21 protein-coding genes are annotated in these 25,197 nt (G+C 40.9%); 11 read left to right on the forward strand and 10 right to left on the reverse strand.

Annotated features, from left to right (window positions below):
* The first annotated feature begins 26 nt into the window (after positions 1 to 26).
* The 3 genes from J8M01_RS16510 to J8M01_RS16520 all read left to right on the forward strand — a co-directional run bounded on the left by J8M01_RS16510 (position 27) and on the right by J8M01_RS16520 (position 4,198).
* Positions 27 to 782, forward strand: coding sequence for a phytanoyl-CoA dioxygenase family protein (locus J8M01_RS16510; protein ID WP_211058695.1), 756 nt, complete (start codon positions 27 to 29; stop codon positions 780 to 782).
* Positions 782 to 2,953 carry a YcaO-like family protein gene (locus J8M01_RS16515; RefSeq protein ID WP_211058696.1) on the forward strand — a complete coding sequence of 724 codons (2,172 nt, stop codon included), beginning with the start codon at positions 782 to 784 and terminating at the stop codon, positions 2,951 to 2,953. The genes J8M01_RS16510 and J8M01_RS16515 overlap by 1 nt, the downstream gene beginning before the upstream one ends.
* A 285-nt stretch (positions 2,954 to 3,238) precedes the next feature.
* Positions 3,239 to 4,198 carry an FHA domain-containing protein gene (locus J8M01_RS16520; protein WP_192506289.1) on the forward strand — a complete coding sequence of 320 codons (960 nt, stop codon included), beginning with the start codon at positions 3,239 to 3,241 and terminating at the stop codon, positions 4,196 to 4,198.
* A 229-nt stretch (positions 4,199 to 4,427) separates the two neighbouring features.
* Here the strand turns inward: J8M01_RS16520 and ssb are convergent, their stop codons facing one another.
* Genes ssb through J8M01_RS16535 form a run of 3 tightly spaced genes read right to left on the reverse strand, consistent with a single transcriptional unit; the run spans position 4,428 to position 7,283 of the window.
* Positions 4,428 to 5,123, reverse strand: coding sequence for a single-stranded DNA-binding protein (gene ssb / locus J8M01_RS16525; protein ID WP_210995822.1), 696 nt, complete (start codon positions 5,121 to 5,123; stop codon positions 4,428 to 4,430).
* Between the two features lie 17 nt (positions 5,124 to 5,140).
* On the reverse strand, positions 5,141 to 6,508 hold the full coding sequence (locus J8M01_RS16530) for an MFS transporter (protein WP_210995821.1): 1,368 nt from the start codon (positions 6,506 to 6,508) through the stop codon (positions 5,141 to 5,143).
* Positions 6,509 to 6,560: 52 nt separating this feature from the next.
* A complete protein-coding gene (locus J8M01_RS16535; RefSeq protein WP_192506286.1) occupies positions 6,561 to 7,283 on the reverse strand; it encodes a transporter substrate-binding domain-containing protein in 723 nt (240 codons plus the stop codon).
* Between the two features lie 164 nt (positions 7,284 to 7,447).
* Between J8M01_RS16535 and uvrA the strand changes: the two genes are divergently transcribed.
* Positions 7,448 to 10,267 (forward strand): excinuclease ABC subunit UvrA, encoded by a 2,820-nt coding sequence (gene uvrA / locus J8M01_RS16540; protein ID WP_192506285.1) that lies wholly within the window; start codon positions 7,448 to 7,450, stop codon positions 10,265 to 10,267.
* Positions 10,268 to 10,307: 40 nt separating this feature from the next.
* A complete protein-coding gene (locus tag J8M01_RS16545; RefSeq protein WP_211058697.1) occupies positions 10,308 to 11,372 on the forward strand; it encodes a hypothetical protein in 1,065 nt (354 codons plus the stop codon).
* A 30-nt stretch (positions 11,373 to 11,402) separates the two neighbouring features.
* Here J8M01_RS16545 and J8M01_RS16550 read toward each other — a convergent pair whose 3' ends face one another.
* Positions 11,403 to 11,789 carry a thioesterase family protein gene (locus J8M01_RS16550; protein WP_210995818.1) on the reverse strand — a complete coding sequence of 129 codons (387 nt, stop codon included), beginning with the start codon at positions 11,787 to 11,789 and terminating at the stop codon, positions 11,403 to 11,405.
* A 29-nt stretch (positions 11,790 to 11,818) separates the two neighbouring features.
* On the opposite strand from J8M01_RS16550, the gene J8M01_RS16555 reads away from it, so the two are divergent.
* A complete protein-coding gene (locus J8M01_RS16555; RefSeq protein WP_192506282.1) occupies positions 11,819 to 12,523 on the forward strand; it encodes a 2OG-Fe(II) oxygenase in 705 nt (234 codons plus the stop codon).
* Between the two features lie 23 nt (positions 12,524 to 12,546).
* On the opposite strand, the gene J8M01_RS16560 is transcribed toward J8M01_RS16555, so the two are convergent.
* Positions 12,547 to 12,915, reverse strand: a complete 369-nt coding sequence (locus tag J8M01_RS16560) for a YacL family protein (protein WP_210995817.1) — start codon at positions 12,913 to 12,915, stop codon at positions 12,547 to 12,549.
* 106 nt (positions 12,916 to 13,021) lie between these two features.
* Between J8M01_RS16560 and J8M01_RS16565 the strand changes: the two genes are divergently transcribed.
* Complete coding sequence (locus tag J8M01_RS16565) at positions 13,022 to 13,933, forward strand: AEC family transporter (RefSeq protein ID WP_211058698.1); 912 nt, start codon at positions 13,022 to 13,024, stop codon at positions 13,931 to 13,933.
* On the opposite strand, the gene J8M01_RS16570 is transcribed toward J8M01_RS16565, so the two are convergent.
* Positions 13,913 to 14,152 (reverse strand): hypothetical protein, encoded by a 240-nt coding sequence (locus J8M01_RS16570; RefSeq protein ID WP_210995815.1) that lies wholly within the window; start codon positions 14,150 to 14,152, stop codon positions 13,913 to 13,915. The genes J8M01_RS16565 and J8M01_RS16570 overlap by 21 nt on opposite strands.
* A gap of 191 nt (positions 14,153 to 14,343) precedes the next feature.
* On the opposite strand from J8M01_RS16570, the gene J8M01_RS16575 reads away from it, so the two are divergent.
* Positions 14,344 to 15,660, forward strand: a complete 1,317-nt coding sequence (locus J8M01_RS16575; protein WP_211058699.1) for a TIGR00366 family protein — start codon at positions 14,344 to 14,346, stop codon at positions 15,658 to 15,660.
* A gap of 17 nt (positions 15,661 to 15,677) precedes the next feature.
* Here J8M01_RS16575 and J8M01_RS16580 read toward each other — a convergent pair whose 3' ends face one another.
* Positions 15,678 to 16,691 carry a site-2 protease family protein gene (locus J8M01_RS16580; protein WP_210995813.1) on the reverse strand — a complete coding sequence of 338 codons (1,014 nt, stop codon included), beginning with the start codon at positions 16,689 to 16,691 and terminating at the stop codon, positions 15,678 to 15,680.
* Positions 16,692 to 16,829: 138 nt separating this feature from the next.
* On the opposite strand from J8M01_RS16580, the gene J8M01_RS16585 reads away from it, so the two are divergent.
* Positions 16,830 to 18,038, forward strand: a complete 1,209-nt coding sequence (locus J8M01_RS16585; protein ID WP_192506276.1) for an EAL domain-containing response regulator — start codon at positions 16,830 to 16,832, stop codon at positions 18,036 to 18,038.
* On the opposite strand, the gene J8M01_RS16590 is transcribed toward J8M01_RS16585, so the two are convergent.
* Positions 18,022 to 19,110, reverse strand: coding sequence for a hemolysin family protein (locus J8M01_RS16590; RefSeq protein WP_192506275.1), 1,089 nt, complete (start codon positions 19,108 to 19,110; stop codon positions 18,022 to 18,024). The genes J8M01_RS16585 and J8M01_RS16590 overlap by 17 nt on opposite strands.
* 109 nt (positions 19,111 to 19,219) lie before the next feature.
* Between J8M01_RS16590 and J8M01_RS16595 the strand changes: the two genes are divergently transcribed.
* Entirely contained in the window at positions 19,220 to 21,673 is a 2,454-nt protein-coding gene (locus J8M01_RS16595; protein WP_211058700.1) for a prolyl oligopeptidase family serine peptidase, read from the forward strand.
* A 229-nt stretch (positions 21,674 to 21,902) separates the two neighbouring features.
* Complete coding sequence (locus J8M01_RS16600; RefSeq protein ID WP_192506273.1) at positions 21,903 to 22,607, forward strand: response regulator transcription factor; 705 nt, start codon at positions 21,903 to 21,905, stop codon at positions 22,605 to 22,607.
* 13 nt (positions 22,608 to 22,620) lie between these two features.
* Here the strand turns inward: J8M01_RS16600 and J8M01_RS16605 are convergent, their stop codons facing one another.
* Both J8M01_RS16605 and J8M01_RS16610 read right to left on the reverse strand, forming a co-directional pair.
* Entirely contained in the window at positions 22,621 to 24,135 is a 1,515-nt protein-coding gene (locus J8M01_RS16605; protein WP_211058701.1) for a YifB family Mg chelatase-like AAA ATPase, read from the reverse strand.
* 24 nt (positions 24,136 to 24,159) lie between these two features.
* Positions 24,160 to 24,774 (reverse strand): trimeric intracellular cation channel family protein, encoded by a 615-nt coding sequence (locus tag J8M01_RS16610; protein ID WP_211058702.1) that lies wholly within the window; start codon positions 24,772 to 24,774, stop codon positions 24,160 to 24,162.
* Between the last annotated feature and the right edge of the window lie 423 nt (positions 24,775 to 25,197).

The raw sequence follows: 25,197 nt of genomic DNA on the forward strand, positions 1-25,197 counted from the left end.
CGGCTACTTGTATTAAGGCTATTCCAATGAAAGACAAATACACAAAAGATGGGTTTGTTGTGTTAGAACAAGACAGAAACTGGCAAGCACTAAAAAATGAGATCTGTTATCAGTTTACTCGGATCTTTACAAACTCAGCCGCCAATAAAATCCCTGCGGCGCTGTGTTGGAATATCGGAGAACCGAACAAAATTCAAAAAATCGACACAGTGCATATGCTCAGTCATTCTGTATATCGATTAATTTTTTCACCGTCACTTATTCAGTATATTATCAACCTCACAGGTGCTCACAAAATTCAATTGAACTCATCTCATTTATTTTTTAAACCAGCCCATAGCGGTAACTCTGGCAACGTTGGCTGGCACACTGACTATAAAAATAGTCGATGTAATAAATTAAACATCATTGTTGCATGTATCCCTTTAAACCCGATCAGTAAACACAGCGGCAATATGAAGTTTGTAAAGGGTTCACATTTGTGGTCCGGCAATACTGAACATGATTTCAATGATGGCGCGCCATGTGATCTTGAATTGCAAACCCAGAAGCTCGTTGACATAACACCTGAAAATGTGGGCTATCAAGAAGTCTATGCGTACTCAAATAATAATGAATTCTCTATCCATAACGGTAATACTTGGCACTGTAGTGGACCTAATAGTTCCGATGTTTTCAGGCTGAGCCTGTCAATTTCACTGCATATACAAACCGACGCTTTTGGCTATTGTTTGCCCGACAATGTTCGTAACCCAATAATTTATAATAAAAGTTATTTATAATGAATACTAATCAATTGATCTGGCACCCTAAGTTTCTCCCCTATCGCTTTGAACGCATAGGCGTGTTACTTATTGCTGAACATGAGTTTTTTTGGCTCAGTGAACGCGATTACCCTGCTGTAACGACGATTAATGATACTCTTGCACAACCGCTTCAAAACGCATCAACAATTGCACACTCAACGCTACACTGCGCCACATTTTTATATCGCGCCAATCAGCTAGTCAAACATAAAATCTTATGTAATAACTCTGACCCCATGACAATTAAGTACCGCCAACCATCTCCCCAACTATGCTCACAACTTTACATCAGCGATAACTTTGAGATCAAAAGTATATCCTCAGCAGCCTCTGACTTCTTAAAGCTATGGAGCATGAAACTTCAAACCGTACTCAAGTCAAAAGAAAAAAACCGTGCAGATAAGTTACATATATTACTCGTTGATGATTTACTCGATAAACAACTCTTGCCTCTAACCAAAAAACTCGATAAATACTGCGTTATCAAAGTTACCGGAAATATACTGCAATTCACCCCTATTTTTAGCAAAAAACGTAACACGTCACCGCAAAGTTTAACCACTAAAAAAGCCAGCTTGCGATATCTTCAAGATCTACTTCGGCAAAACCGTCCCGTAAACCACTTTATTACCTGTCAAAACGAGGGGCGAGTAGCGTTTGCACCATACGAGTTGCGTCATGAATTTTTAGAGCCTCAATGGCAAGATATACAAAGATTACTAAAGCAGCAAATGGAGAGTCATCATTGTGAGCTACTACAATACGATATAGGCAAGGATCAGACATCAACTCACCTAATTCCAGAAGATAGGCGCGTACTTACACTACAAAAGACATTATTTGGCCAACCTATTTTATTACAAAGCAGCCCGATTACATACAATACAGATGGTGGTTCTCGGACTTTAACACCAGAACAAACCATATTAAAAATCATGCCCTTTGTAGACCCTGTAACGGGCTTTATCAGCCACCTGAAACCACTTGAAACAAAATATGAAGGGCCAATAAAAATTTATCAAACAGCTTTTTTTAAAACGCCTTTGGGAAAACATATTAACCGCTTAGATAATAATAGTTTCGTACAAAGTTGTTTAGGCAAAGGGGTTAGCCACGCACAATCGCAAGCAAGTGCATTGTGTGAGGCAATAGAAAGGCGTAATGCGCAGTACCAAGGGAATGAACCCTTTCACATTTCAACGGCTCACTCATTGAACGAGCGACACATGAGCTTTCATCAGCTGGCCCCCTTTAGTGAGAAGCAGTACGCAATGTTTTGTGACATTAATAATCCAGAATCTCAGCGCAGCCAAGCTGTCAGACGGTATCACAGTGACTCCATACATTGGTTTGCGAGTTGGTCATTATCCAATAACGAAAGAGTGTACCTTCCTCTAAGTATATGCTTTGCTAATATTCCTTTTACAGACGACTCTTTTGGCCGCTGGCATTCAAATGGTGCCGCTGCCGGTAATTCATTGGAAGAAGCGATACTGCAAGGGCTATTTGAACTGATAGAGCGTGATGCAACGGCCATCTGGTGGTATAACCAAATACACAGGCCTGCATTTGAGCTTTCTCGTATTGCCTTAGACTACTTTGCTCCTTTGAACGACACGCTCAAAGTCAGCCACAATTTTTGGGTGCTCGACTTAACCCATGATTTTGGTATTCCGGTTATGGCGGCTGTGGGAGAACATCTGCATAATGGCGGTCTCATTTTTGGTTTTGGTTGCCATTTAGAGCCTGAAATGGCTGCCCAAAGAGCACTCACGGAACTCTGTCAATTAATTCCGGTTAGAGACCAAAAGAATGCACCATTTGATTTTGATGCCATAACCAAGCGCCCTTTTCTCTATCCACAAAATGTACCGGTTGAAAGTGTTAAATTGGTAACTGACCAAGATATTAAAAATAATATTCAGGCTGTGGTTGCAGCACTTGAAGATCAGAACATTGAAGTGTTAGTTGTGGACTATACCCGAGATGAGTTACCCATCAACACGGCAAAAGTCTTTGCACCTGGTTTGTGTCATATATGGCCACAACTGGCTAATCAACGCCTGTATCAAGTGCCTGTCGATTTAGGTTGGGTGAAACAGGCAAAAAATGAATCAACCATTAATCAGCAAGGACTCTACGTTTAAAGCGCTAAATATATTTAATATGACGATATCTTCGAGACTCCTTTATTCAAAAGGCTTTCTCTCGAAGGTACTATCTCTAAAATGTATTCAAGTACAATACAACTTAAACATCACATCAATACCTCTGGTAGCAAGTAGCAAGCATATGGGCTTTATGACGAGTCAATAATAATGACTTATTTGATAGCGGTAATTAGATGTAATATTCATGTAATAGACATACATATACACCTTGCTAGTCTAAAGTTGAATATATAGCAAGGACTTAATAAAAGGACATTACGCATGGCAGAGTTAAAAATTAATGCATCACAAGAGCTAGTTTACCTTTCAAAATATCATTTAATAGGTCGTAAAGAAGATGCTGTCAATACTCATATTAATCACCCCAATGTATCTCGTATACATATGCTGATAGAGTGGAGTGATAATAGTTGGCATGTGAAAGATATGAGTAGAAATGGTGTCTGGCTAAATAACAAACAGCTGGATGTAGATCTTGAATACCCTCTATCAATAGGCGACACGATATCTCTCAATGCAACAGCCGATTATACATTCACCGTTACCAACCTAGATAAACCACTCGATGCATTAGTGCCTGACACAAAACAAACTGTTCACCGTAATCAGTTACCCAAAGCCATTTTCCTTGACGAGTTAAACTTACTGCCCAATGAAACAGCGCCTGAAATTGTGTTGTCATATAACACTGAAGAAAAACGCTGGGTATGTGAAAATGCTGAAGATATGACATCCCACCCAGTTTCTGAAGGAGAAAAAATCTATTTTGCAAACACGCAGTGGAAACTTGTCACTGGATCTGACGAAAATGATATCGCAACGGTGGCACTTAATCAGCAAGAAGAGGTTGAGCTAAAGTATATATTTCGTATCAGTCAAGATGAAGAGCACACTGGGTTAAAAGTAAAACATAACAAAACAATGATTGATATGGATGTACGTTGTCATCATTATTTAACCGCCTTACTCGCCCGATATAAAACAGATATGCTAAAACAAGAAGCTGATGACGGGTGGGTCTCAATTAAAAAGTTGTCAAAAGACTTAGGGCTCAGTGAGTGCCACATTAATATTCAAATACACAGAGCTAGAAAGCAATTAATAGAACAGTTTAAACGTATTGGGCTTGTCGCGCCGTCACTAATTGAACGCCGTACTGGGTATGTACGCTTTACCTCTAATAATTTCAATATCTTTAAAGGCAGTGCACTAGAGTATTGAAACAACTCTCTCGTCAATACATTAGGCCACCTATCACCTACTCAGCACGCAAGATGAGTAACATGATCACGCTAATTTAAGGTATTTATCAGTAAAAACTAACAATGCAGCCAACAATATAAATTCGTTTGCAATCTATAATAAACAAAAACCCAGCAATGATGCTGGGTTTGTCATAATAATTTGTAAAAGATGTGCTTAATTTAACACTTTTACATTTTGGCTTTGTCTAGAACGGAATATCGTCGTCAAAGTCAATTGGCGGTTCCATTGGATTTGATGCGCCACCAGCAGGAGCTGGCTTAGGTGCAAATCCGCCTTGTTGCTGTGGTGCACTTTGTTGAGGTTGTGCTGGCGCAGCTTGTTGCGGTGCAAATCCACCCGCTTGTTGAGTGTTACTCTGTTGAGGCGCACTCTGGTTTTGAGGCGCAAAGCCACCTTGTTGGTTCTGGGCTGGCTGAGAGTAGCCCCCTTGCTGTTGTGGTGCTTGATTATATTGTGATGGAGCTTGTGGTTGTGAATAACCACCTTGTTGTTGGCCTCCACCTTGGTACTGACCACCGCCCTGCTGGTCGCCACGACCACCTAACATTTGCATTTGACCACTAAAGCCATCAACAACAATTTCAGTTGTATACTTTTCTTGACCACTTTGATCAGTCCATTTACGTGTTTGAAGTTTACCTTCTACGTAAATTTGAGACCCTTTACGGCAATACTCGCCAACAATTTCAGCTAACTTTCCAAAAAAGACTACACGATGCCATTCAGTCTTATCGATCATTTGGCCCGTGTTTTTATCTTTGTAACTATCAGATGTTGCTAAAGTAATGTTTGCAACGCCATTGCCATTCGGCATATAACGTACTTCAGGATCTTGACCCAAATTACCAACCAAAATAACTTTATTTACACCACGTGCCATGACACCTTCTCCTCACTCTATTGCAAACCAAGCACTTGCTTAGCTTGATTTAAATCAAAAATTTTATCGTCTATTTTCAAGTAGCTACGGCTTTCTTCTGGTACCACCGTTGCTTCAATAACACCAGGTAACGTGATCAGTTTATCTGCAATATCTTCCGCTTTTTCGCCTTCAGACAAGCTGACTAATAAACTAATTATTTTACTCTTTGGTGGGATCTGCATTCGCCATGCAATTACCAGCCATATTACCCCAACACAGGCCACCGCGGCAAACACTCCATGCGGATTACCTTGCTGCGCAATATAACCCCCTAATATTCCACCAAGAAATGCACCAAAAAATTGTCCAGACGAAAATACTCCCATTGCTGAACCTTTTTGATTCGCTGGTGACAGCCTTGCGACGAGTGCTGGCATTGTCGCTTCTAAAAAATTAAAGGCAATAAAATAAAGTAACATACATACAGCAATACCAATAACAGAATCAATCACCAAAACTAAAGTTAATGAGCTTGCGATTAGTAATCCAATACAACCCAGAAAAGCTTCTTTCTCTTTTTGCTTTTTCATTGCAATGATCATCACCGGCGCCATTAATATAAAAGCAAGTAATAAAACAGGAATATACAATTGCCAATGTTGTGGAGCCGCCAGTCCCCCTGTAATTAATTGCCCCGGCAATACCACAAATAACGTCGTTAAAGTAAGGTGCAGCAGCATAACTCCGAGATCTAAACGTAATAATTGTGGGTGTTTAATTAAACGACGAATATCGACAAATGTAGCTACCGTATCGCCCTTTGGCGCCCGTTGAACAGCACTCGGTACCAAAAATAAAATAATCAATATCCCCAAAATGGCCAGTATTGCAGTGAGCCAAAACACCCCTGATATACCAAATGCAGAGGCGACCATTGGGCCTAATAGCATGGCCACGGCAAAACTCAAGCCAATGCACATACCTATCACGGCCATGACTTTAGGACGTTGTTCATCGCGACTTAAATCCGAAGCGAGGGCAAGCAGAGCACTGGCAATTGCGCCCATACCTTGTAGAGCACGTCCTGCTGTCACCCAATAAATTGAATCAGCTGTTGCGGCAACAACAGAGCCCAATGCAAATACAATGAGCCCCATAATAATAATCGGCTTGCGACCAAACTTATCTGAAAGCCATCCCATCGGAATTTGTAACAATGCTTGCGTTAACCCATACACTCCGATAGCCAGCCCAATCCACATGGGGGACACATGTTCTAACGACTGCCCATAAATGGCCAGCACTGGCATGAGCATAAATAAACCCAGCATGCGAAATGCAAATACGCTTGCCAAGGAGACCGCAGCACGTTTTTCTAATCGATTTAAAGAGTGAATGGACATGTTTCTCATTTTTGTCAGCCAGCTTTAACGCGCGACAGTCTAACAAAAAAACTCAGTCTAACTTATATTTTTTTAAGATCTGAGCTAATTTTCCAGAGTTTTTGATAGCAATAAAGGCTGCTTGTAACTTCTCACGCTGCTCCTTTGAAATCGTTTGCTTGCTAAATGCATAATAAACAGGGTCTTCATTCACCACTAATGGACTAATGGTGATGGCCACAAAGTCAGGGTTATTCCTTTTTTGATACAAAATATTGTATTTTTCTTCTAAAAAGCCAGAAATGCGCCCATGTCTTAATAAATTCAGCTTAAGTTGATTATCTGGTACATAGATAAAGTGACTATCCACGTCGAGCTCTTGCACCATACGTTTATCGAATGCTTCTCCATAATACGCATCTCGTTGTATTGCCACCGGAGAAGGAAGTGTAAACAACGATTCAACTGTAGGTACGTCAAACACTCTGTTGGTGTTCATTGCAAAAACAATGGTTTCCATTCTCTGCGGTCCAATAAAGTACGCGTATTGCATTCTCAGCGCTGTTTTAGATACGCTGAGCATCATATCAATCTCTCCTATTTCAAGCATTTTCAATGCTCGTCCCCAAGGCACACTGACGAACCGATAGGTACAATGAGCTTCATCTAACAGAGCTTTGGCAAAGTCGACATCTAGCCCATGCCAATTTAACGACTTGTCTAATTTTGATTGTGCACCATAATCTTCAAAACGCACTACATATTCGCACGCACTTGTGCCAAATGTGAGTATCATCAACAGACCTATCACACCATATCGAACAACATTCAAAATAACGACTCGATAATTGATCCCAGTGATTAGTTTAGTTCGTTTAGCAAAGATACGTTAATTTCACGCAAATTATGCGATACTGTTTCGCTATCACCACCGCCATTAAACTTTGTAGTTAGGTCAGCATGGATAAAATAGAAGTCAGAGGCGCTCGCACGCACAATTTAAAAGATATTTCCCTTACCATTCCTCGCGATAAATTGATCGTGATCACCGGCCTGTCAGGTTCAGGTAAATCATCTTTAGCATTTGATACATTATATGCAGAAGGTCAGCGTCGATACGTTGAATCTTTATCTGCCTATGCTCGCCAGTTTTTATCCTTGATGGAAAAACCGGATGTTGATCATATCGAAGGGCTATCACCCGCTATTTCAATTGAACAAAAATCAACATCGCATAACCCACGTTCAACGGTTGGAACCATCACCGAAATATATGACTACCTAAGACTTTTATTTGCGCGTGTCGGGGAGCCCCGATGCCCTACACACAATCAACCACTTGCAGCACAAACCATTAGCCAAATGGTAGATACCGCGCTCGAACATCCTGAGGGCAGCAAAATGATGTTGCTCGCTCCGGTGGTTAAAAACCGCAAAGGTGAACACGTAAAGTTATTAGAGCAATTGGCCAGCCAAGGTTATATTAGAGCAAGAATCGATGGCGAAGTCTGCGATTTATCTGATCCTCCCACCCTTGAATTACACAAAAAACATACCATAGAGGTGGTTGTAGATCGCTTCAAAGTCAAAGAAGGCCTGCAACAACGTTTAGCTGAATCGTTTGAAACTGCATTAGAATTATCTGGAGGCATCGCTGTTGTAACCAGTATGGACGACACTGACTTCCAAGAACTGATTTTTTCGGCTAACTTTGCGTGCCCGAGCTGTGGTTATGCCATGATGGAACTTGAGCCTCGCTTATTTTCATTTAATAATCCAGCAGGTGCTTGCCAAAGCTGTGATGGCTTAGGTGTAAGGCAATACTTTGATCCTCAACGTGTCGTACAAAACAAAGAGCTAAGCCTCAGTGGAGGGGCGATTAAAGGCTGGGATAAACGCAGTTTCTATTATTTCCAGATGTTGCAATCCGTTGCCGAACATTATGAATTTGATTTAGAAGTTCCTTTTAACGAATTAAGTAAAGACCATCAAAAAATTGTACTTGAAGGATCTGGTCAAACTAAGATCTCTTTTAACTATAGAAATGATCGCGGTGATTTAATCACTCGAAATCATGAGTTCGAGGGGGTTCTAAATAATATGAACCGCCGCTATCGCGAAACCGAATCTAGCTCGGTCCGCGAAGAGCTTGCTAAATATCAAACCAGTCAAGCCTGCCCAAGCTGTAATGGTTCTCGCTTACGTGAAGAAGCACGAAATGTGTTTATCGGCCACACCACACTCCCTGTTATTACCAACATGAGTATTGGTGAGTCCATGGATTTCTTCCAATCATTAACATTAACTGGTCAAAGAGCACAAATTGCTGAAAAAATCTTAAAAGAGATCCGCGATCGGCTCTCATTTTTGATCAATGTTGGGTTAAATTATCTTTCTCTTGATCGCAGTGCTGATACATTATCAGGCGGAGAAGCACAAAGAATACGCCTTGCCAGTCAAATTGGTGCTGGCCTTGTTGGTGTGATGTATGTGTTAGATGAGCCATCAATTGGATTACACCAGCGAGATAATGATCGTTTACTCAGTACGCTCACGCATTTACGCGATTTAGGTAATACCGTGATCGTCGTTGAACACGACGAAGATGCTATTCGCGCCGCTGACCATATCATTGATATTGGTCCAGGAGCCGGTGTGCATGGTGGTTATGTTATTGCCCAAGGTGATCGTGATGCCATCGTTAACAATCCAGACTCAATTACTGGACAATACCTCAGCGGCAAAAAGTGTATTGCCGTACCAGAGCAGCGCCACCCCACCAATGACAAGTGGTTAGCGTTGTTTGGTGCCAAAGGCAACAATTTAAAAAATGTTGATTTAGAGATCCCATTTGGCTTGATGACCTGTATTACAGGCGTCTCAGGTTCTGGTAAATCAACGCTTATTAACGACACACTATTTAAACTAGCTCATACTGAACTCAACGGCGCCACAACAGCAGAACCTGCAGCACATGAATCAATCAGTGGTTTAGAGCACTTTGATAAAGTCATTGATATTGACCAAAGTCCAATCGGCCGTACCCCTCGTTCAAATCCAGCGACTTATACCGGGATCTTTACAGCCATACGAGAACTATTTGCAGGCACCCAAGAAGCGCGTTCTAGAGGCTACAAAGTGGGTCGTTTCAGCTTTAATGTCAAAGGGGGTCGATGTGAGGCTTGCCAAGGCGATGGGGTGATTAAAGTCGAAATGCACTTTTTACCTGACGTATATGTTCCTTGCGATGTGTGTACGGGTAAGCGTTATAACCGTGAAACACTTGAAGTGCTTTATAAAGATAAAAATATTCATCAAGTGCTCGAAATGACGGTCGAAGATGCCCATCGCTTCTTTGAAAAAATCCCAGCTATTAACCGTAAATTGCAAACTTTAATGGATGTGGGGTTATCGTATATTCGATTAGGGCAAGCCGCGACTACCTTATCTGGTGGCGAAGCACAACGAGTTAAATTGGCCCGAGAACTTTCAAAAAGAGACACAGGTAAAACGCTCTATATATTAGACGAGCCGACCACTGGCCTACATTTTCACGATATTCAACAACTGCTCGTGGTGTTACACAGACTGCGTGACCACGGCAACACTGTCGTCGTTATTGAGCATAACTTGGATGTGATTAAGACTGCTGATTGGATTGTTGACTTAGGACCTGAAGGCGGCGCTGGGGGCGGGCAAATATTGATTGCAGGCACGCCAGAACAAGTCGCCCAATGTCATGAATCTCACACAGGTAAATACTTGAAGCCTTTACTGTAAGCACCTATCATTGGCGCATAACAATAATTACAGGTACGTTATGCGCCAACTTCCTTCATTCAACTCTTTTTCTATTGCCTCAATCATTGGTTCATATAAAGAACGTTTTCATGCATTTTGGCATAGCCTCACGTTTGCCCAACGTAGCTACCTATTGGCATGTTGCGCCAATATCGGTTTTCTGATCACAGGTGTCGATGCCGACACTGGCTTCGCACTTTTTGCCGTTTCAGCACTCGTACTCGCGGCATTGATATATGAATTTTGGCCCAAATTTTTGTATGTCTGGGATAGCTTACCCGGAAAATCCCTGATTTTTCTATTCTACGCATTTATTGCTAACTTCGCTTTAGTACAAGCCGCTGGTCACGTCAATGATATTACCGGAGTCAGCTCTGATCACTTTCCTTACACACATAACTTAAGTGTCTTACTATCACTACCAACTTGGTTTATCACCACCAGCGTTGCAGCCTTATTATTGTTACAATTATTAATGCCTATATACCTCATATTTTTACTGCTCATCAAACCTTTTGGCTTAGCCAAATTATGGCATGCACCAGAATATCGCTTTCCCATTATTACAGGGGTTGTTCGCTTTGCATTAAGCTCAATTTTGACCATTCATATGGCATTATTTTTAAGTAGCTCTGGATTAGCACACGGTGTTAACTTGGTTGTCTCTGATTTAATGAAAGCGGTATCAGATAAACCCGTCACCATAAATATTGCAGGGACCGTCGGGCGCGTTGAGATGTCAAACATAACGAAACAAGCCACAGGCAGTGACATTACCATCACTGATGACGAGGATGATGTTGAAGCTGAGGAAATACTCTCTCAACTAGAAGATAATATCGCACGCTCTGAGCGCTTTTTTCTTTGGCGTAAACAAGTACTGGCCAATTTTATTTATGACCAAGAAGCCGATAGTAAATCACGGTGTCAATTAACCCCCGCGAGTCGTGTCATTGAACTCAATGATTATGAAATATTAGAGATAATTAAGCATACCAATGATACTGGGGTTGAGTACTCTTTCACTGTTAAACCTTGTATTTCTGCGGCGATTGGACATGAATTTATCACACCTAAGCAATAAGCAGCGCGTCAAATTCATTCTAGCAATGACTTAAAGGTACATTGTTAATGCACTTCGTTCATTATCGCTTAGGGTTTGTGCTGATTTTTTTGAAAAATCATAGCGTACCATTACTGTTCTTCCTTCAGCGCAGCATTCATCATGCTGCCAAGCTTGCTGTAAGATAACAAATGAACTATTACCAACTTTTTCTATTTTTGTTTTTATTTCAACAGCTTGACCATAGAACAATTCTCCTTTAAATGTCACTTCAACTTTCGCGACAATTAATTTCCAATCGAGAGGATTTAGATCAGGTGTAAATATTTTAAAAATTGGCACTCGTGCGGCTTCAAACCACACTGGGAGTACGGTATTGTTGATATGTCCTAAGACATCGGTTTCACTAAACCGAGGCATTAATACTTCTGACAACATAATAATTCCAATAACATGTAGGTACAGTCATGACAGATTTTATACGCGTTTATGAAAACGCGCTAAGCACTGAGTTTTGTGATCAATTTATCAATACATTTGAGCAAAGCCCACACTTAAAACAAGGGACCACATCGGGTGGTGTCGACCTTAGCAAAAAAATGAGTCAAGATCTGTATTTAAATTCTCACCCTGAATACGCACAAAACCTTGAACATATACAACAAGTAACAGCTCAACACGTATTCAAGTATATCGAAGAACACTTTTTCATGCTGATCGGTGCTTTTGGACTCAAGGTATACCACCCAAAAACAGGCCAACCAGTAGACCTGACCATTGATAACTTTGAAGAGGTTGGCAAACCACAAATACACCTACTAACCCAGCAAATTTTTCGCTTAGGCTCTATCCAAGCACAAAAATATGACATCAACAAAGGAGGCTATCCCTATTGGCATAGCGAAGTTTATCCTCAACTTGGGCATAACGAAGCGCTACACAGAGTCTTACTCTTTATGTTTTACTTAAATGATGTTGAAGAAGGGGGAGAGACTGAATTTGTTTATCAGAATAAAAAGATTGCCCCTGTGAAAGGGAGTATGGTGATAGCACCAGGTTACTTTACTCATACCCACCGAGGGAATAAACCGATTTCTAACGACAAATATATTTTAACTTCTTGGGTACTGTTCAATCGAGCTGAGCAAATATATGGTCAGCCCGAATCATGAATTTTCGTTCAAATTATTGCAGGTTACTTGCCTGCAATAAATGCCTGCCATGCCATTAATAACGCCACAAAGTCTTCAAATCCACACCCTGCAACTAATCCATGATCATCAAGTTCTAATGCATCATCTGCATATTGGCTAATATCATCACCCTCTTGAAATAATGCATGTGCTTCAAATAATGCTTCATCGGCATTCAACGTAAAGCGAATTTCATTACCCAGTCTCACCCAAGCAGGCTGCCCTTTCGTCATCATATGACACCGAGTCACGAGTTCTGCGACTTCACTTTTATCGAGTTCTTCGTTTAACCAACGGGCTATAAGAGCTTGTTCGTCACTTATTCTAACTTTTAACCCTGCAATCGGGTCTCGGATAAATTGATACTCCAAAATTGAACCTTAATTAACGATTAAGCATGCTATTATACTGTGCAATAGCTTGTTCTGTACAACAAGAGCACGGATAATACCCTCTTTATTCGAACGATTGCCATTTATGCAGCCTTTAAGTGTTTTATTTCCTTTAGTTTTTGTCGCACTGATAGGGTTTATCTGCGCCAGATTCAACCTTTTTTCTAATGAACACTTTGTCGGACTTCGTCAATTTTTTTTCAATCTGGCGATACCCACATTACTCTTTATTAGCATGTATCAAGCTGACCTATCTCGGGTGTTATCTGCAACTGTTATGATCAGTTTTTACGGTCCAGTACTCACTGTCTACATCCTGTGTACATCCTTATTAAAAATAATAAAAAAGACACCGCTGGCTGATTCCGCCATATTCGCTCTAGGCTGCACTTACTCAAATACTGTTTTAGTTGGACTGCCAATTATCATCACCAGTTTAGGCGCACAATATGGCGCCTTAGTATTTATCATTATTACTTTTCATAGCGCCATGCTCTTCGCCCTCACATTCTTCTGTGCTACAGAGCACAAAAACAATCTAGTTAAACTACTTAAACCTTTGTTTATCAATCCAATCGTGCTCAGTATTAGTTGTGGACTTTTAGCAAATCTACTCAATATAGCTCTCCCACAGCCAGTCCAATCAGCATTACTCTTGTTAGCGGAACCAGCAATTGCCGGAGCACTTTTTGTATTAGGGGCTAATTTGGTGAACTATTCAATTAAACACGCTTGGCAACCTGCTCTATTAATTAGCCTGATAAAATTAATCATCTTGCCGCTGGCTGTTTATATAACTGCGAGGTGGGGGTTTAAACTTGATACAACGCTGATAAGCGTTGTGACCTTAATGAGTGCATCACCTTTAGGTGTAAATGCCTATTTAGTTGCCCGTCAATTAAATACTCAGCAGGCTGTAGTGGCCAGCAGTGTCGCACTTTCTACACTGCTTAGCATTGTGACACTCAGTCTTTGGTTAACGGCGCTCGTACCCTGAATCACTACTATATTTTGCAGCATCAATGATTGACCATAAATGCGCGATTGCACCAATAACAGGAGGAATAATTAAGAACCACAATGCATATCCACCAACCACGATAATCGCAAAAATAAGCGCGGATAAAATACGCCCTTGTACTAACTGGCCTAAACCAGGGAAGAAAATGTTACATATTGCGGCGATTACATTACCGCCTGAGCCTTGACCTGCCATAGCAACCTCTTTTAATAAAAATAATTAACTTACATGAGCAATACAGTTTTTATGCCATATTTATATCTGATAAATATCAATAACTTAAATATACAACCCCGAGTTCTATTAATTCCAAATTAGTGTATTACACTAACTTTTAGTGAAATAATTAGTTATGATAAAACAAAAACTACTTGGATGTTCACGCTATGCTCTATCGGATCACACGCCCTTTAACCCATTTAGTTGAGCGCTATCTACCTGACCCATATGTCTTTGTACTAATCCTAACCCTTATCGTACTGACTTTAGCAAGCACCGTCACCCCTTTTACACCCATTGATGCTATCAACGCATGGGGCCAAGGTTTTTGGACGTTACTCACTTTCTCAATGCAAATGCTATTAATACTCGTATCCGGTTATATGTTAGCCAGTACCCCCATTTGTATCGCAGTCTTAGATAAGTTAGCTCAGCAAGCGAAAACACCTGCCTTAGCTATTACTCTGATCTCATTAGTATCAATGCTGGCCAGTTGGATTAATTGGGGCTTTGGCCTCGTTATTGGGGCATTATTTGCTAAAGCCCTCGCTAAACGCATTGACGTAGATTACCGAGTACTCGTTGCCAGTGCCTACTCAGGGTTTATTGTATGGCATGGCGGGCTATCTGGCTCAGTGCCCCTCACAATAGCAACCCCGAATCATTTTGCCACGCAAACTATTGGCTTAATTACCACCACTGACACGCTCTTTGCGCCATTTAACCTCATTTTACTCGGGGCTATGTTAATAATTTTACCTGTTGTGAATGTTTTGCTGCTCCCACCAAACTCAAAGCATGTGCTGATTGACAAAGCAAAACTTCAAGAAAGTGATAAACCTCTGCCTAACACGTTGCTAAACACCCCTGCGCAAAAGCTGGAGCAAAATACTTGGCTGGGTATCTCAATTGGTTTACTTGGCTGCATTTATTTAGTTTCTTATTTTTTCATCCAAAATAAGGGGTTAAACCTAAACAGCGTGATCAGTGTATTTTTATTTCTGGCTATTTTACTCCATAAAACACCCGCAAACTTACTCAATAGCCTACAAAATGCCATACAAGGCGGGGCCGGCATTATTATTCAATTTCCATTTTACGCGGGGATCATGGCCATTATGATTGATTCAGGGTTGGCACAGCAAATCTCATCTGCTTTTGTAAAAATCAGTACTGCTGAATCACTGCCTTTTTGGAGCTTTATAAGTGCGGGTCTAGTAAATATTTTTATTCCATCGGGTGGTGGACAGTGGGCAATCCAAGCCCCGGTTGTACTTCCGGCTGCCATGGAACTCGGCGCCGATTTACCGAGAGTCGCGATGGCAGTCGCATGGGGCGATGCGTGGACCAATTTGATCCAACCCTTTTGGGCCCTGCCTGTACTGGCGATTGCAGGATTAAAAGCAAAAGACATTATGGGCTTTTGTTTTATTCAATTACTTGTGTCGGGCTGTATCATTGCCGTCATACTTACTTGGCTATAACAGCCACTATAATTGCACTAACTCGATAGAATTTTCATGGGCAGACTCAAAATGGCATTTTCTGAGTCTGCGAAGTGCATCATCACAGCCACATGCCCTGCAACCACAACACTGTACATTACCGCAGAGAAAACTTGCCCATATCTATCTAAAGGGATTAAATGTGATTGCTTACGCCCTCGCCATTCAAAGACAATTTCTAGTGTGCCAATGAATAGGAAAAATACCAACAGCATCAAACCAAATGTGTAACTGACCCACAATCCAAATAAAACGCCACCAAGACACACCAATAAGCCGACCCATGAGCGCATCGAAAAACTAATGCTTTTCAGTACATGCCCACCATCTAATGGCAACATAGGTAGCAAATTAAATAAATTCAAAAGTGCACTTAAAACAGCAACACCTGCAAATATTTCCAGTTCAGTGGCATAATATAATACCACCCCTAATACAGAGGTAATTAAGCCAAATGCCGGACCCATCAACGAGATCACAACATCTTGCCAGCGTGTCGTTATCTTATCATCACTGACTGCTAACCCCCCAACAAAAGGAATTAAATAAAACCCTTTGGTTTTGATCTTAAAATACTGCATGGCCCGCACATGGCCATACTCATGTATGACCAAACACACAATCAACATAATTGCGAACTGCCAAGAAAATAACCAGGCATACCCTGCAACCGAAGCGCCAGCCAATGCAGCTTTTACAACTTTTGCACTTTTAAACAGCTTAAATACTAAAGCCGTGATCCCCATAAAACTAAACTTACTAGCCTCTGTTTGATTGGGTAATTCCATCCACTGCCAAGGTTGCCCATTAATGGCAACGGCCACTAAACCCTCAGATAGCTTCTCTATGCTAAACTGAAATTGATGATCATGTACTTCACCGTGATAGATATTGTCACTGATACGTTCCAATACCATCGCTTGCTGTTCACAAAATACTTGGACTATTTCATCTGCTGAGGTGTGGACTGCAAAGTGCAGCTCTGCAAGGGTAAACTCTACTTTTGTCATATCTATTTTACGATTAGCTTTTTAGCCATTATCCCAACAAATCCAGACGCATACAAACCTACTTTTACAACTAATTTCATTTAAATTTTCCAATGCTGTACTAAACTCGTATAAGCAATGTTTTCAAAGGATATGCAGATGGCGGTCACAATAAATAAAATAATGGTAGTCGATGACTCTCAAGCTATTTTAATGGTTATGCAAGCTATTTTAACTGAATTGGGCATTGCAGATATCACTTGTTGTAACAACGCCAAACAAGCATTACAAAACGTTCAGCAGGCCCCTTTCCAATATGATGCCATATTCACTGATTTGAATATGCCAGACATGGACGGGATGGAGTTAATTCGTCAATTGGGGGAATTAAAGTTTTCTGGCGGCGTGGCTATCATTTCCGAAATGGATAACAAAGTGATCGACTTGGCTGCCAATTTAGCGAGACAATGTAACGCACATTTAATTGGCAATATCACTAAGCCTGTACAACTTAGTGAGGTCGATAGGCTCATCCACAAGCTTGAGTCATTTATCGCCCCTGCAAGTCATGTAAATAAACCCCTTACAGAAAGTGAGCTACTGAATGCAATTAGTCATAATCAAATTACGCCCTTTTATCAGCCTAAAGTAAATCGCGCAAACAAACGGGTGCCCAGCATTGAAGTCTTAGCCAGAATCGTCAATGATGATCAAAGTGATATATTGCTGCCTCATCGCTTTATTGGCCCAGCAGAAGATTTAGATTTAATAAACCTCATTACATTTCAATTATTTGAAAAAGCCACAGAAGAGCTCAAAAGTATTCGAACTGAATTACGACAACAAGTCCGTTTGGCTTTTAATCTATCACCAACACAACTCAACGACCCCAGCTGTCCTGACAAACTAGCCCTAATTTTGGAATTGAATCGCTTAACGCCTCAAGACATCATTCTCGAAATAACCGAGCACTTACCCTTGGATAACAACACGCAATTAGAAACGATGAATCGACTCAGGATCCGTGGATTTGAAATTTCTTTAGATGATTTCGGTACCGGCTTTACTAACTTACACCAACTCAAATCTTTACCTTTTACAGAAATAAAAATAGACCGTTCATTGATCACCCATGTCGAATCAGATCGCTTTTCTCAAGTGATCATAGATAGCCTTGTTGATATCGCACAAAATGAGCAACTCAGCATCGTTGCTGAAGGGGTAGAAAGAATCGAAGAACTACAGTATTTAGATAGATATAAACATAATCTACTCATGCAAGGCTTTTTAATTTGTAAGCCTAAGCCTAAGCAAGAGCTTATCCGTTGGATACACTCTTGGCTTAGAATGACTAATTCAAATTCTTAGTTTTTTTAGCTAACAACTCTTCATCAGCTTCAATCAGGTGTGAGTGGTTATCCACTCTATCGCGCCATTTTTTCTTTGCCGCTTGTTGCATATTAGATGATTGGTCACGTTCATCAACAATATCCATTCCCATTAATGACTCGAGCATATCTTCAAGTGTTACAATGCCCTGAATATCTCCATATTCATCAATAACAAGTGCAATATGTATGCGCTTTTCTAATAAGGTTTGAAATAATTCTGGCGCTGCTAATGTTTCTGGTACAGTGTATAAATCGATCGCCAATTTACCAATTTTATAATCATTACCTAAACGATGATAAGCCAGCATAATATCGTTTTTATGTACAAAACCAATAATGTCATCGGTGTTTTTGTCATAAATTAATACCCGTGAAAATGACACAGCCCCATGTTCCGATAAATACTCATGCACCGTCATATCTTTATGTACTTTAAATAGTACCGTACGTGGTGTCATCACCTTTTCTAATTTCGCATGACGAAACCTTAAGAGACTGCGAATGGTTTGTGTTTCATCTTCATCTAAAGCACCTGCTTCAGAGCCCATTTCCGCCATAGCTTCAATTTCTTGACGAATATATTGAGCTTCGTTTTCTTTACTGCCCATTAATTTTGTCAATTGATCTGAGAGCCAAACAAACGGTTTTAAAATTCTGATAAGCCATACTAAACATAGTGAAACGATGGGAGTGAGTGTTCGCCAATAAGTTGCACCTAATGTCTTCGGAATGATTTCAGATAACACCAAAACCAATAATGTCATAACGGCTGATGCAATCCCCACTGCAGCATCGGAAAATACCACAGCAGCTTGAGCTCCCACTCCCGCCGCACCTGCGGTATGTGCTACTGTATTCAATGTTAAAATAGCCGCTAACGGCTTATCGATATTATTTTTTAACGCTTGCACTCGCAGTGCCAACGTTAAACGTGTTTTCTTCAAAATAGCAATATGGCTTGGCGTAATGCTTAAAAGCACAGCCTCCATCACAGAGCATAAAAATGAAATGGTGATGGCAATTAGCATATAACTAACTAATAGAAACAACAGGTAACTCCTTACAATTGGGCTAACGACGGTTAATCGCATGACCGCTTATTAATAACTATATCTATGATATATTGGGCCGATATTATTACCTACAATAGGCTCAACTATGATTTTCCGTACCGCGGTTACATTATTACTCTCAGCTGCCGCAACACAACTGGCTGCAGCTCCTCTCGATGAGAGTAAAATACAGTTTATCGGTCCATTAGGTACACAAAGTACCATAAAACCACATCATACACCGCATCAAAAAAGCATAATCAATAACTTGTTGCCTCAGCTGCAAAAACCTAGTCAAAAGCTGGAAGTGTTTGGTCAAACACATTCATGGCAAAACCTTCAGCAAATGAGCGCTCTCACAGTGAATGGTATGCAGGCACTGCGTTTCAATTTTAGCACAACACGTTTTGTAGCAGGCACCCTCACACTTTCTGGGATCGAAAAGGCCCATGTGTTTCTCAATGGTGAACTATTAACAGGAAAAAATGAATTCCCTCTTCACGCAGTCACGGGCGACCATCAAGTTATTATTATCACTGAACAGGTTGATGACTGGAAAAAAGTGGCAATCGATTACACGCCAAAGGCGGCGCATGATGAAATCGTTTTAACACATAAAACGACCACGGCACTTTCAGCAAAGCAACTTTATGATGCCCCAACAATCAGTGCTATCTCACTTTCTCCTAATGGTAAGTTTTACGTGGCGACCGAACGTCACTATCAAACAAGCCGTGAAAATGCAGCGGTTACAAATACAAGCCTTAAAAACATCAACGGTGATGTGTTATATCGCTTTCCAGGTGTTTCGGCGTCACAAGTATCATGGTCACCAGACTCAAATGCCATTGTGTTTACGCAAGATAAACGAGTCTCTATACTCGATATTAAAGACTTCAGTCTAAAAACCGTTGCAGAACAATTTAAAGGCGCATCAGGTTATCAATTTTTCGATGAAGATACGCTTATTTTCTCTTGGTCGAATACACCCGATGACAAACACACTCTGGTAAAGCATTATTCAGGCCTTGAAGACCGTTGGTCATATGCCCGTTCAATTAGCCAGCCTTTCTTACTCGATATAAAATCTCGATTGGTAAGTTCCATCTCTGAAAGTAAAATCAGCACCCGCATAGCTGACTTCGATAGTGAGCGTAATACAGTACTAGTAACGCGTAACCCAGTTGATTACGCTGCGCCTCCACATATGTTAACCCAATTAGTGGAAATTGACTTATCGAACCATACAGAAAAAATGCTTGGCCAATATAGAACATTTAACCAAGCTAAATACACGAACAAAGGTATTTACGTTATAGCGGGGCCCGACTTTAGCCAAGGCCTTGGCAGAAACCTGCCAAAAGATATGCTAGCCAATAATTACGATGGTCAGCTTTATCTGTTAAATAATGACGGTGCAAAACCGCAAGCTCTAAGCAAAAAATTCGCCCCTGCGATTGGGGGTCTACGCGTGCTCAATAATGGCGATGCAGTGCTGAATGTTACTGACAAAGATACAAAACAGTTATATCTCTATGATGAAAGTAAGCGTCGCTTCAAAAAGCTCAATACTGGTTTTGATGTTGTACAAAGTTATAGTGTGTCTAAGACAAGTAAAGACCAAATCCTTGTCACTGGAAGCCAAGCCTCATCACCACAAGCATTGAATTTAGTTACCGTAAAACGCAACAAAACAAAAACACTATGGGACTCTAAATCTGTCGCTTATGATAATAGCGAAATTGCCTCTTTGGAGGAGTTTAACTTCACCAATGAGTCTGGCACGCAGATCAGTGGCCGAGTTTACTTACCACACAACCTAGATACTTCTAAGAAACATCCAGCGTTAATTTACTACTATGGCGGTACATCACCGGTTTCTAGAGGCTTTACAGGTCGCTATCCATTTAACCTGTGGGCAGCACAAGGCTATGTGGTTTACGTGGTACAACCAACAGGCGCTACTGGTTTTGGCCAAGAATTTTCAGCGAAGCATGTCAATGCATGGGGCGAGCATACAGCAGACGATATTATTCAAGGTACCAACGAGTTTTTAAAAGCTTACCCATTTGTCGATAAGAATCGCTTAGGTAATTTAGGTGCATCTTATGGTGGCTTTATGACTATGTTGCTCGCAACCAAAACAGACTTATTCAGTGCGTCCATTGCACATGCAGGTATTTCCAATATTACCTCATATTGGGGCCAAGGCTGGTGGGGCTATTTATACTCTGGCGAAGCGTCTAAAAACAGCTTTCCATGGAATAATCCCTCACTTTACTCACAACAAAGTCCCGTTTTTCATGCTGATAAAGTTACAACCCCTTTATTATTAATTCATGGCGATGCAGATACCAATGTGCCACCAGGTGAAAGTCACAATATGTACACTGCACTTAAATTATTAGGTAAAGATGTAGAACTTATTGAATATAAAGGCGCGGACCACCAAATCATTGTACGCGACCGACGCTTTCATTGGTGGGACACTATGCTCGCTTACTTTGATATGCACTTAAAAGATCAACCGCAGTGGTGGCAATATATTTACAGTAAATAAGGTGTGTATAAAAAACAGATAGGCTTTTTCGCCACTCTTTGACATAGACAGGGGTATGTACAAAACGTACCCCTCTCATTTGTACACATTTTATCAACAATAAATATCATTCATTGCTGGTTCATTTTAAGTTTTCACGCTTTTTTATCATAAAATAATCGCCTTACACTTCTCAGCTGACTTTTGACAATGCTAATATAGAGGTAATTATTGATTAGATAGCGACACTATGAGCATTCACGTATTATTAGTAGAAGACGATGAACTTTTAGCCAAGCGAATTTTAAACCACTTTGCTAACACCGAGTTTTCGATCGACGTCGATAATACCGGTGCAACCGCACTTGATCGTGTTCAAAGTAGTCAACAAGATAACAATAAAATAACTTTGGCTATTGTTGATATCGTTTTACCAGCAACTGATGGTCTCGAGTTGGCTAAAGAGCTCAATACTTTAACCGATATTGGTGTCATTATGCTGTCTAGCAGAGACTCTCAAGCTGACAGAATAGCAGGGTTAGCTCAAGGGGCTGATGACTACATTTGTAAACCTGTAGACTTACTTGAACTTGAGTTGAGAATGCGTGCCTTGTGTAAACGTCTAACTATTGTTGGCGACCAAGATGAATCAGAAGAGTTTATTGAATATGCTGACTTTAAACTACATCCAGATAATCGCACACTGATTAATGGCCAAAATGAAGAGTCACGATTAACTGAGGCGGAACATAAAGTACTCATTTGTTTAATCGCTAACGCAGGTAAAGCGACATCAAGAGAAAAAATATCCGAAGATATAGGGCAACCTGATTGGAGCCCTAGTGACCGAACGGTTGATGTACTGATCGGTCGACTAAGAAAGAAACTTGGAGATGAAAAAGAGCAAAAGCGCATAGTCACAGTGCGTGGCAAAGGTTATATGCTTTCTACCTAGTTTTTGTATAGTCCTAATACCGAGTTAATTGTGTTAATAAGCGCTCTAATGCTCGGTAACTTAACGATTCTTTAAGATCTACCAAAGCAATATTTTCCCGACCAGCCATGTCTGCAATTGTCCTAGCGACCTTCAATACTCGATGGTAGGAGCGCGGTGATAAGCATAACTTATCAGTCGCAGTACCTAAGAACTGAGATTCATATTCACCCAATTGACAATGCTGCATCAATTCTTTACTTCCTAACAACGCATTACAAACCCCCTGCCGATTCATTGCTATCGTATGTGCCGCATTTACTCGGGCTCTAATGCAGTCACTCGACTCAGCGACCTCTGCACTTTGCAGCTCACCTGTTGTCAGCCTCGGAAGTTCGATTTGTAAATCAATACGGTCTAAAAAGGGGCCGGAGATCTTTGCTAAGTATCTAAGCACTTGGTCCACCGTCGCTCGTTTGTCTGTATAAGAACCTGTTGGGCTCGGGTTTAATGCAGCGATTAGTTGAAATCTGGCTGGAAAGTCTACTTGCCTAGCTGCTCTTGATATCGTGACTTTGCCAGTTTCCATTGGCTCTCTCAGTGAATCTAGTACCTTACGCTCAAACTCTGGTAACTCATCAAGAAACAATACACCATTATGCGCGAGTGAAATCTCACCTGGCTTAGGATTAGACGACCCTCCCACTAAAGCGACAGCTGAACAAGTATGGTGCGGGCTACGAAATGGTCTAGCTCGCCAATTTTCTAAATTGATAGAATGCCCTATTAAAGAATAAACTGCCGCAGTTTCTAAGGCTTCATTATCTTGTAAATCAGGCATGATTGTTGGCATCCGTTGTGCCAGCATCGACTTTCCAGTACCTGGCGGTCCTAAAAATAAAGTGTTATGGCCTCCAGCTGCTGCAATTTCTAATACACGCTTTGCTGCACTTTGACCTTTGACTTCACTCATGTCTAAATGTGAGCTAGCTGAATGTGTTTTTACCGCAGGGTACTGCATGTTTAATGGCAGAGCGTCTTGACCTTGTAAATCTAACCATAGTGATTGTAGAGAGCTTACCGCCTTTCGATTACAATGTTGAGCTAGACTGGCTACCTGATCGTTGCCTTGTGGAATGTAGCAACACCTCTGTGCTTTCTCTGCCGCAAGTACTGCTGGTAAAATGGCATGGACCGAATGCACCTCACCACTTAATGTCAGCTCGCCATAAAATTCGTAGTGGTGTGACTGAAATGCCTGTAACTGGTTGGAAGCCACTAAAATACCCACTGCAATCGCCAGATCATAGCGTCCGCCCTCTTTCGGTAAATCAGCGGGGGCCAAGTTAACGGTGATCCGTTGCTCAGGGAACAAAAACTTTGAATTGGTTAACGCAGAGCGCACCCGCTCTCGGGCTTCTTTTACCGAGGTCTCAGGTAATCCGACAATATGAAACGCTGGTAGCCCATTGCTTAAATGTACTTCAACGGTGACTTCCGGTGCAGAGATCCCAACTTGGGCACGTGTATAAACTTTAGCAAGTGACATATCCTTGTCCCTTTGATTACTTAGCTATTCTGGGTATTTAAATATATGGATCACCCATTTATGATGCATTGCCAACAAGCGCAGTCCAAGGGTTGCAGACATAGCACAGACCATAATGACTTCTACAGGTAACGCCCAGTGTGATAATTGAGTATATACTATCCCACCGAATATACACGTGATGGCATATAGCTCACCCTTTAATAAAAGGGGCATATCCCCCGCTAGCACATCTCGAATAACCCCACCAAAGCACCCGGTCATCACCCCCATTATGATGGCTGTTGTATCAGGCATTCCAATAGATAGCGCTTTTTGCACCCCCATTACGGCAAAAAATGCCAGTCCAAACGCATCCGCTATTTGTAACATCTGCTGTGGAATTTGCTTATGTCGATTTAAAAAATAAACGCTGATCATGATGGCGACACCAATCGCAACAAAATAACTTGCATCATGTAACCAGAATACCTGAATATCTAAAATAATATCCCGAAGGGTTCCGCCCCCGATTGCTGTAACAGTAGCTAGCACCACCACCCCAAATCCATCCATGTGTTTACTATGCGCAATTAAAGTACCTGAAATAGCAAATACCATTACACCAAGCAAATCAAACCAATGAAATAACTCAGTCATATAAAATTACTTCCTAAAAATAGCTTATAAAAGACCAATTATCTCTAACACTGGCAGCTCGTTATTATAAAAACAACATATCAAAAATAAAAACCAGTCATTACCTACACTACATTATTAAAAACCAAAATCATTCTTATAAACTAAATAAAAGTCGCTCAGACAACCGCCATGGCATAACTTTGCTTTAATCGCTATAACGGAATTATTGAAAGTTGTAGTAAAGCTTGGAACACATTAATCAAAGATATTGATAGAACCAAAATCCTAAGTGCTAGAAACTGAGCAATAGTGTAGTTTTTAATTAATCTAATTGGTATTAGACTGGTTGGCACAATTATTCAAGGTTGTTCTGGATCCTGACTTTCGTCAGGAAAACAAAGAAGTGAGGTGCATTCGCTTCTCTAGATCCTGACCTACGTC

This window comes from Pseudoalteromonas sp. MMG005, assembly GCF_018101015.1.
GTDB lineage: Bacteria > Pseudomonadota > Gammaproteobacteria > Enterobacterales > Alteromonadaceae > Pseudoalteromonas > Pseudoalteromonas aurantia.

Excerpts from the sequence above, each read along its gene's own strand:
- J8M01_RS16510 (WP_211058695.1), top strand. The coding sequence starts at position 27 with ATGAAAGACAAATACACAAAAGATGGGTTTGTTGTGTTAGAACAAGAC.
- J8M01_RS16515 (WP_211058696.1), top strand. The coding sequence starts at position 782 with ATGAATACTAATCAATTGATCTGGCACCCTAAGTTTCTCCCCTATCGC.
- J8M01_RS16520 (WP_192506289.1), top strand. The coding sequence starts at position 3,239 with ATGGCAGAGTTAAAAATTAATGCATCACAAGAGCTAGTTTACCTTTCA.
- ssb (WP_210995822.1), bottom strand. The coding sequence starts at position 5,123 with ATGGCACGTGGTGTAAATAAAGTTATTTTGGTTGGTAATTTGGGTCAA.
- J8M01_RS16530 (WP_210995821.1), bottom strand. The coding sequence starts at position 6,508 with ATGTCCATTCACTCTTTAAATCGATTAGAAAAACGTGCTGCGGTCTCC.
- J8M01_RS16535 (WP_192506286.1), bottom strand. The coding sequence starts at position 7,283 with ATGATACTCACATTTGGCACAAGTGCGTGCGAATATGTAGTGCGTTTT.
- uvrA (WP_192506285.1), top strand. The coding sequence starts at position 7,448 with ATGGATAAAATAGAAGTCAGAGGCGCTCGCACGCACAATTTAAAAGAT.
- J8M01_RS16545 (WP_211058697.1), top strand. The coding sequence starts at position 10,308 with ATGCGCCAACTTCCTTCATTCAACTCTTTTTCTATTGCCTCAATCATT.
- J8M01_RS16550 (WP_210995818.1), bottom strand. The coding sequence starts at position 11,789 with ATGTTGTCAGAAGTATTAATGCCTCGGTTTAGTGAAACCGATGTCTTA.
- J8M01_RS16555 (WP_192506282.1), top strand. The coding sequence starts at position 11,819 with ATGACAGATTTTATACGCGTTTATGAAAACGCGCTAAGCACTGAGTTT.
- J8M01_RS16565 (WP_211058698.1), top strand. The coding sequence starts at position 13,022 with ATGCAGCCTTTAAGTGTTTTATTTCCTTTAGTTTTTGTCGCACTGATA.
- J8M01_RS16570 (WP_210995815.1), bottom strand. The coding sequence starts at position 14,152 with ATGGCAGGTCAAGGCTCAGGCGGTAATGTAATCGCCGCAATATGTAAC.
- J8M01_RS16575 (WP_211058699.1), top strand. The coding sequence starts at position 14,344 with ATGCTCTATCGGATCACACGCCCTTTAACCCATTTAGTTGAGCGCTAT.
- J8M01_RS16580 (WP_210995813.1), bottom strand. The coding sequence starts at position 16,691 with ATGACAAAAGTAGAGTTTACCCTTGCAGAGCTGCACTTTGCAGTCCAC.
- J8M01_RS16585 (WP_192506276.1), top strand. The coding sequence starts at position 16,830 with ATGGCGGTCACAATAAATAAAATAATGGTAGTCGATGACTCTCAAGCT.
- J8M01_RS16595 (WP_211058700.1), top strand. The coding sequence starts at position 19,220 with ATGATTTTCCGTACCGCGGTTACATTATTACTCTCAGCTGCCGCAACA.
- J8M01_RS16600 (WP_192506273.1), top strand. The coding sequence starts at position 21,903 with ATGAGCATTCACGTATTATTAGTAGAAGACGATGAACTTTTAGCCAAG.
- J8M01_RS16605 (WP_211058701.1), bottom strand. The coding sequence starts at position 24,135 with ATGTCACTTGCTAAAGTTTATACACGTGCCCAAGTTGGGATCTCTGCA.
- J8M01_RS16610 (WP_211058702.1), bottom strand. The coding sequence starts at position 24,774 with ATGACTGAGTTATTTCATTGGTTTGATTTGCTTGGTGTAATGGTATTT.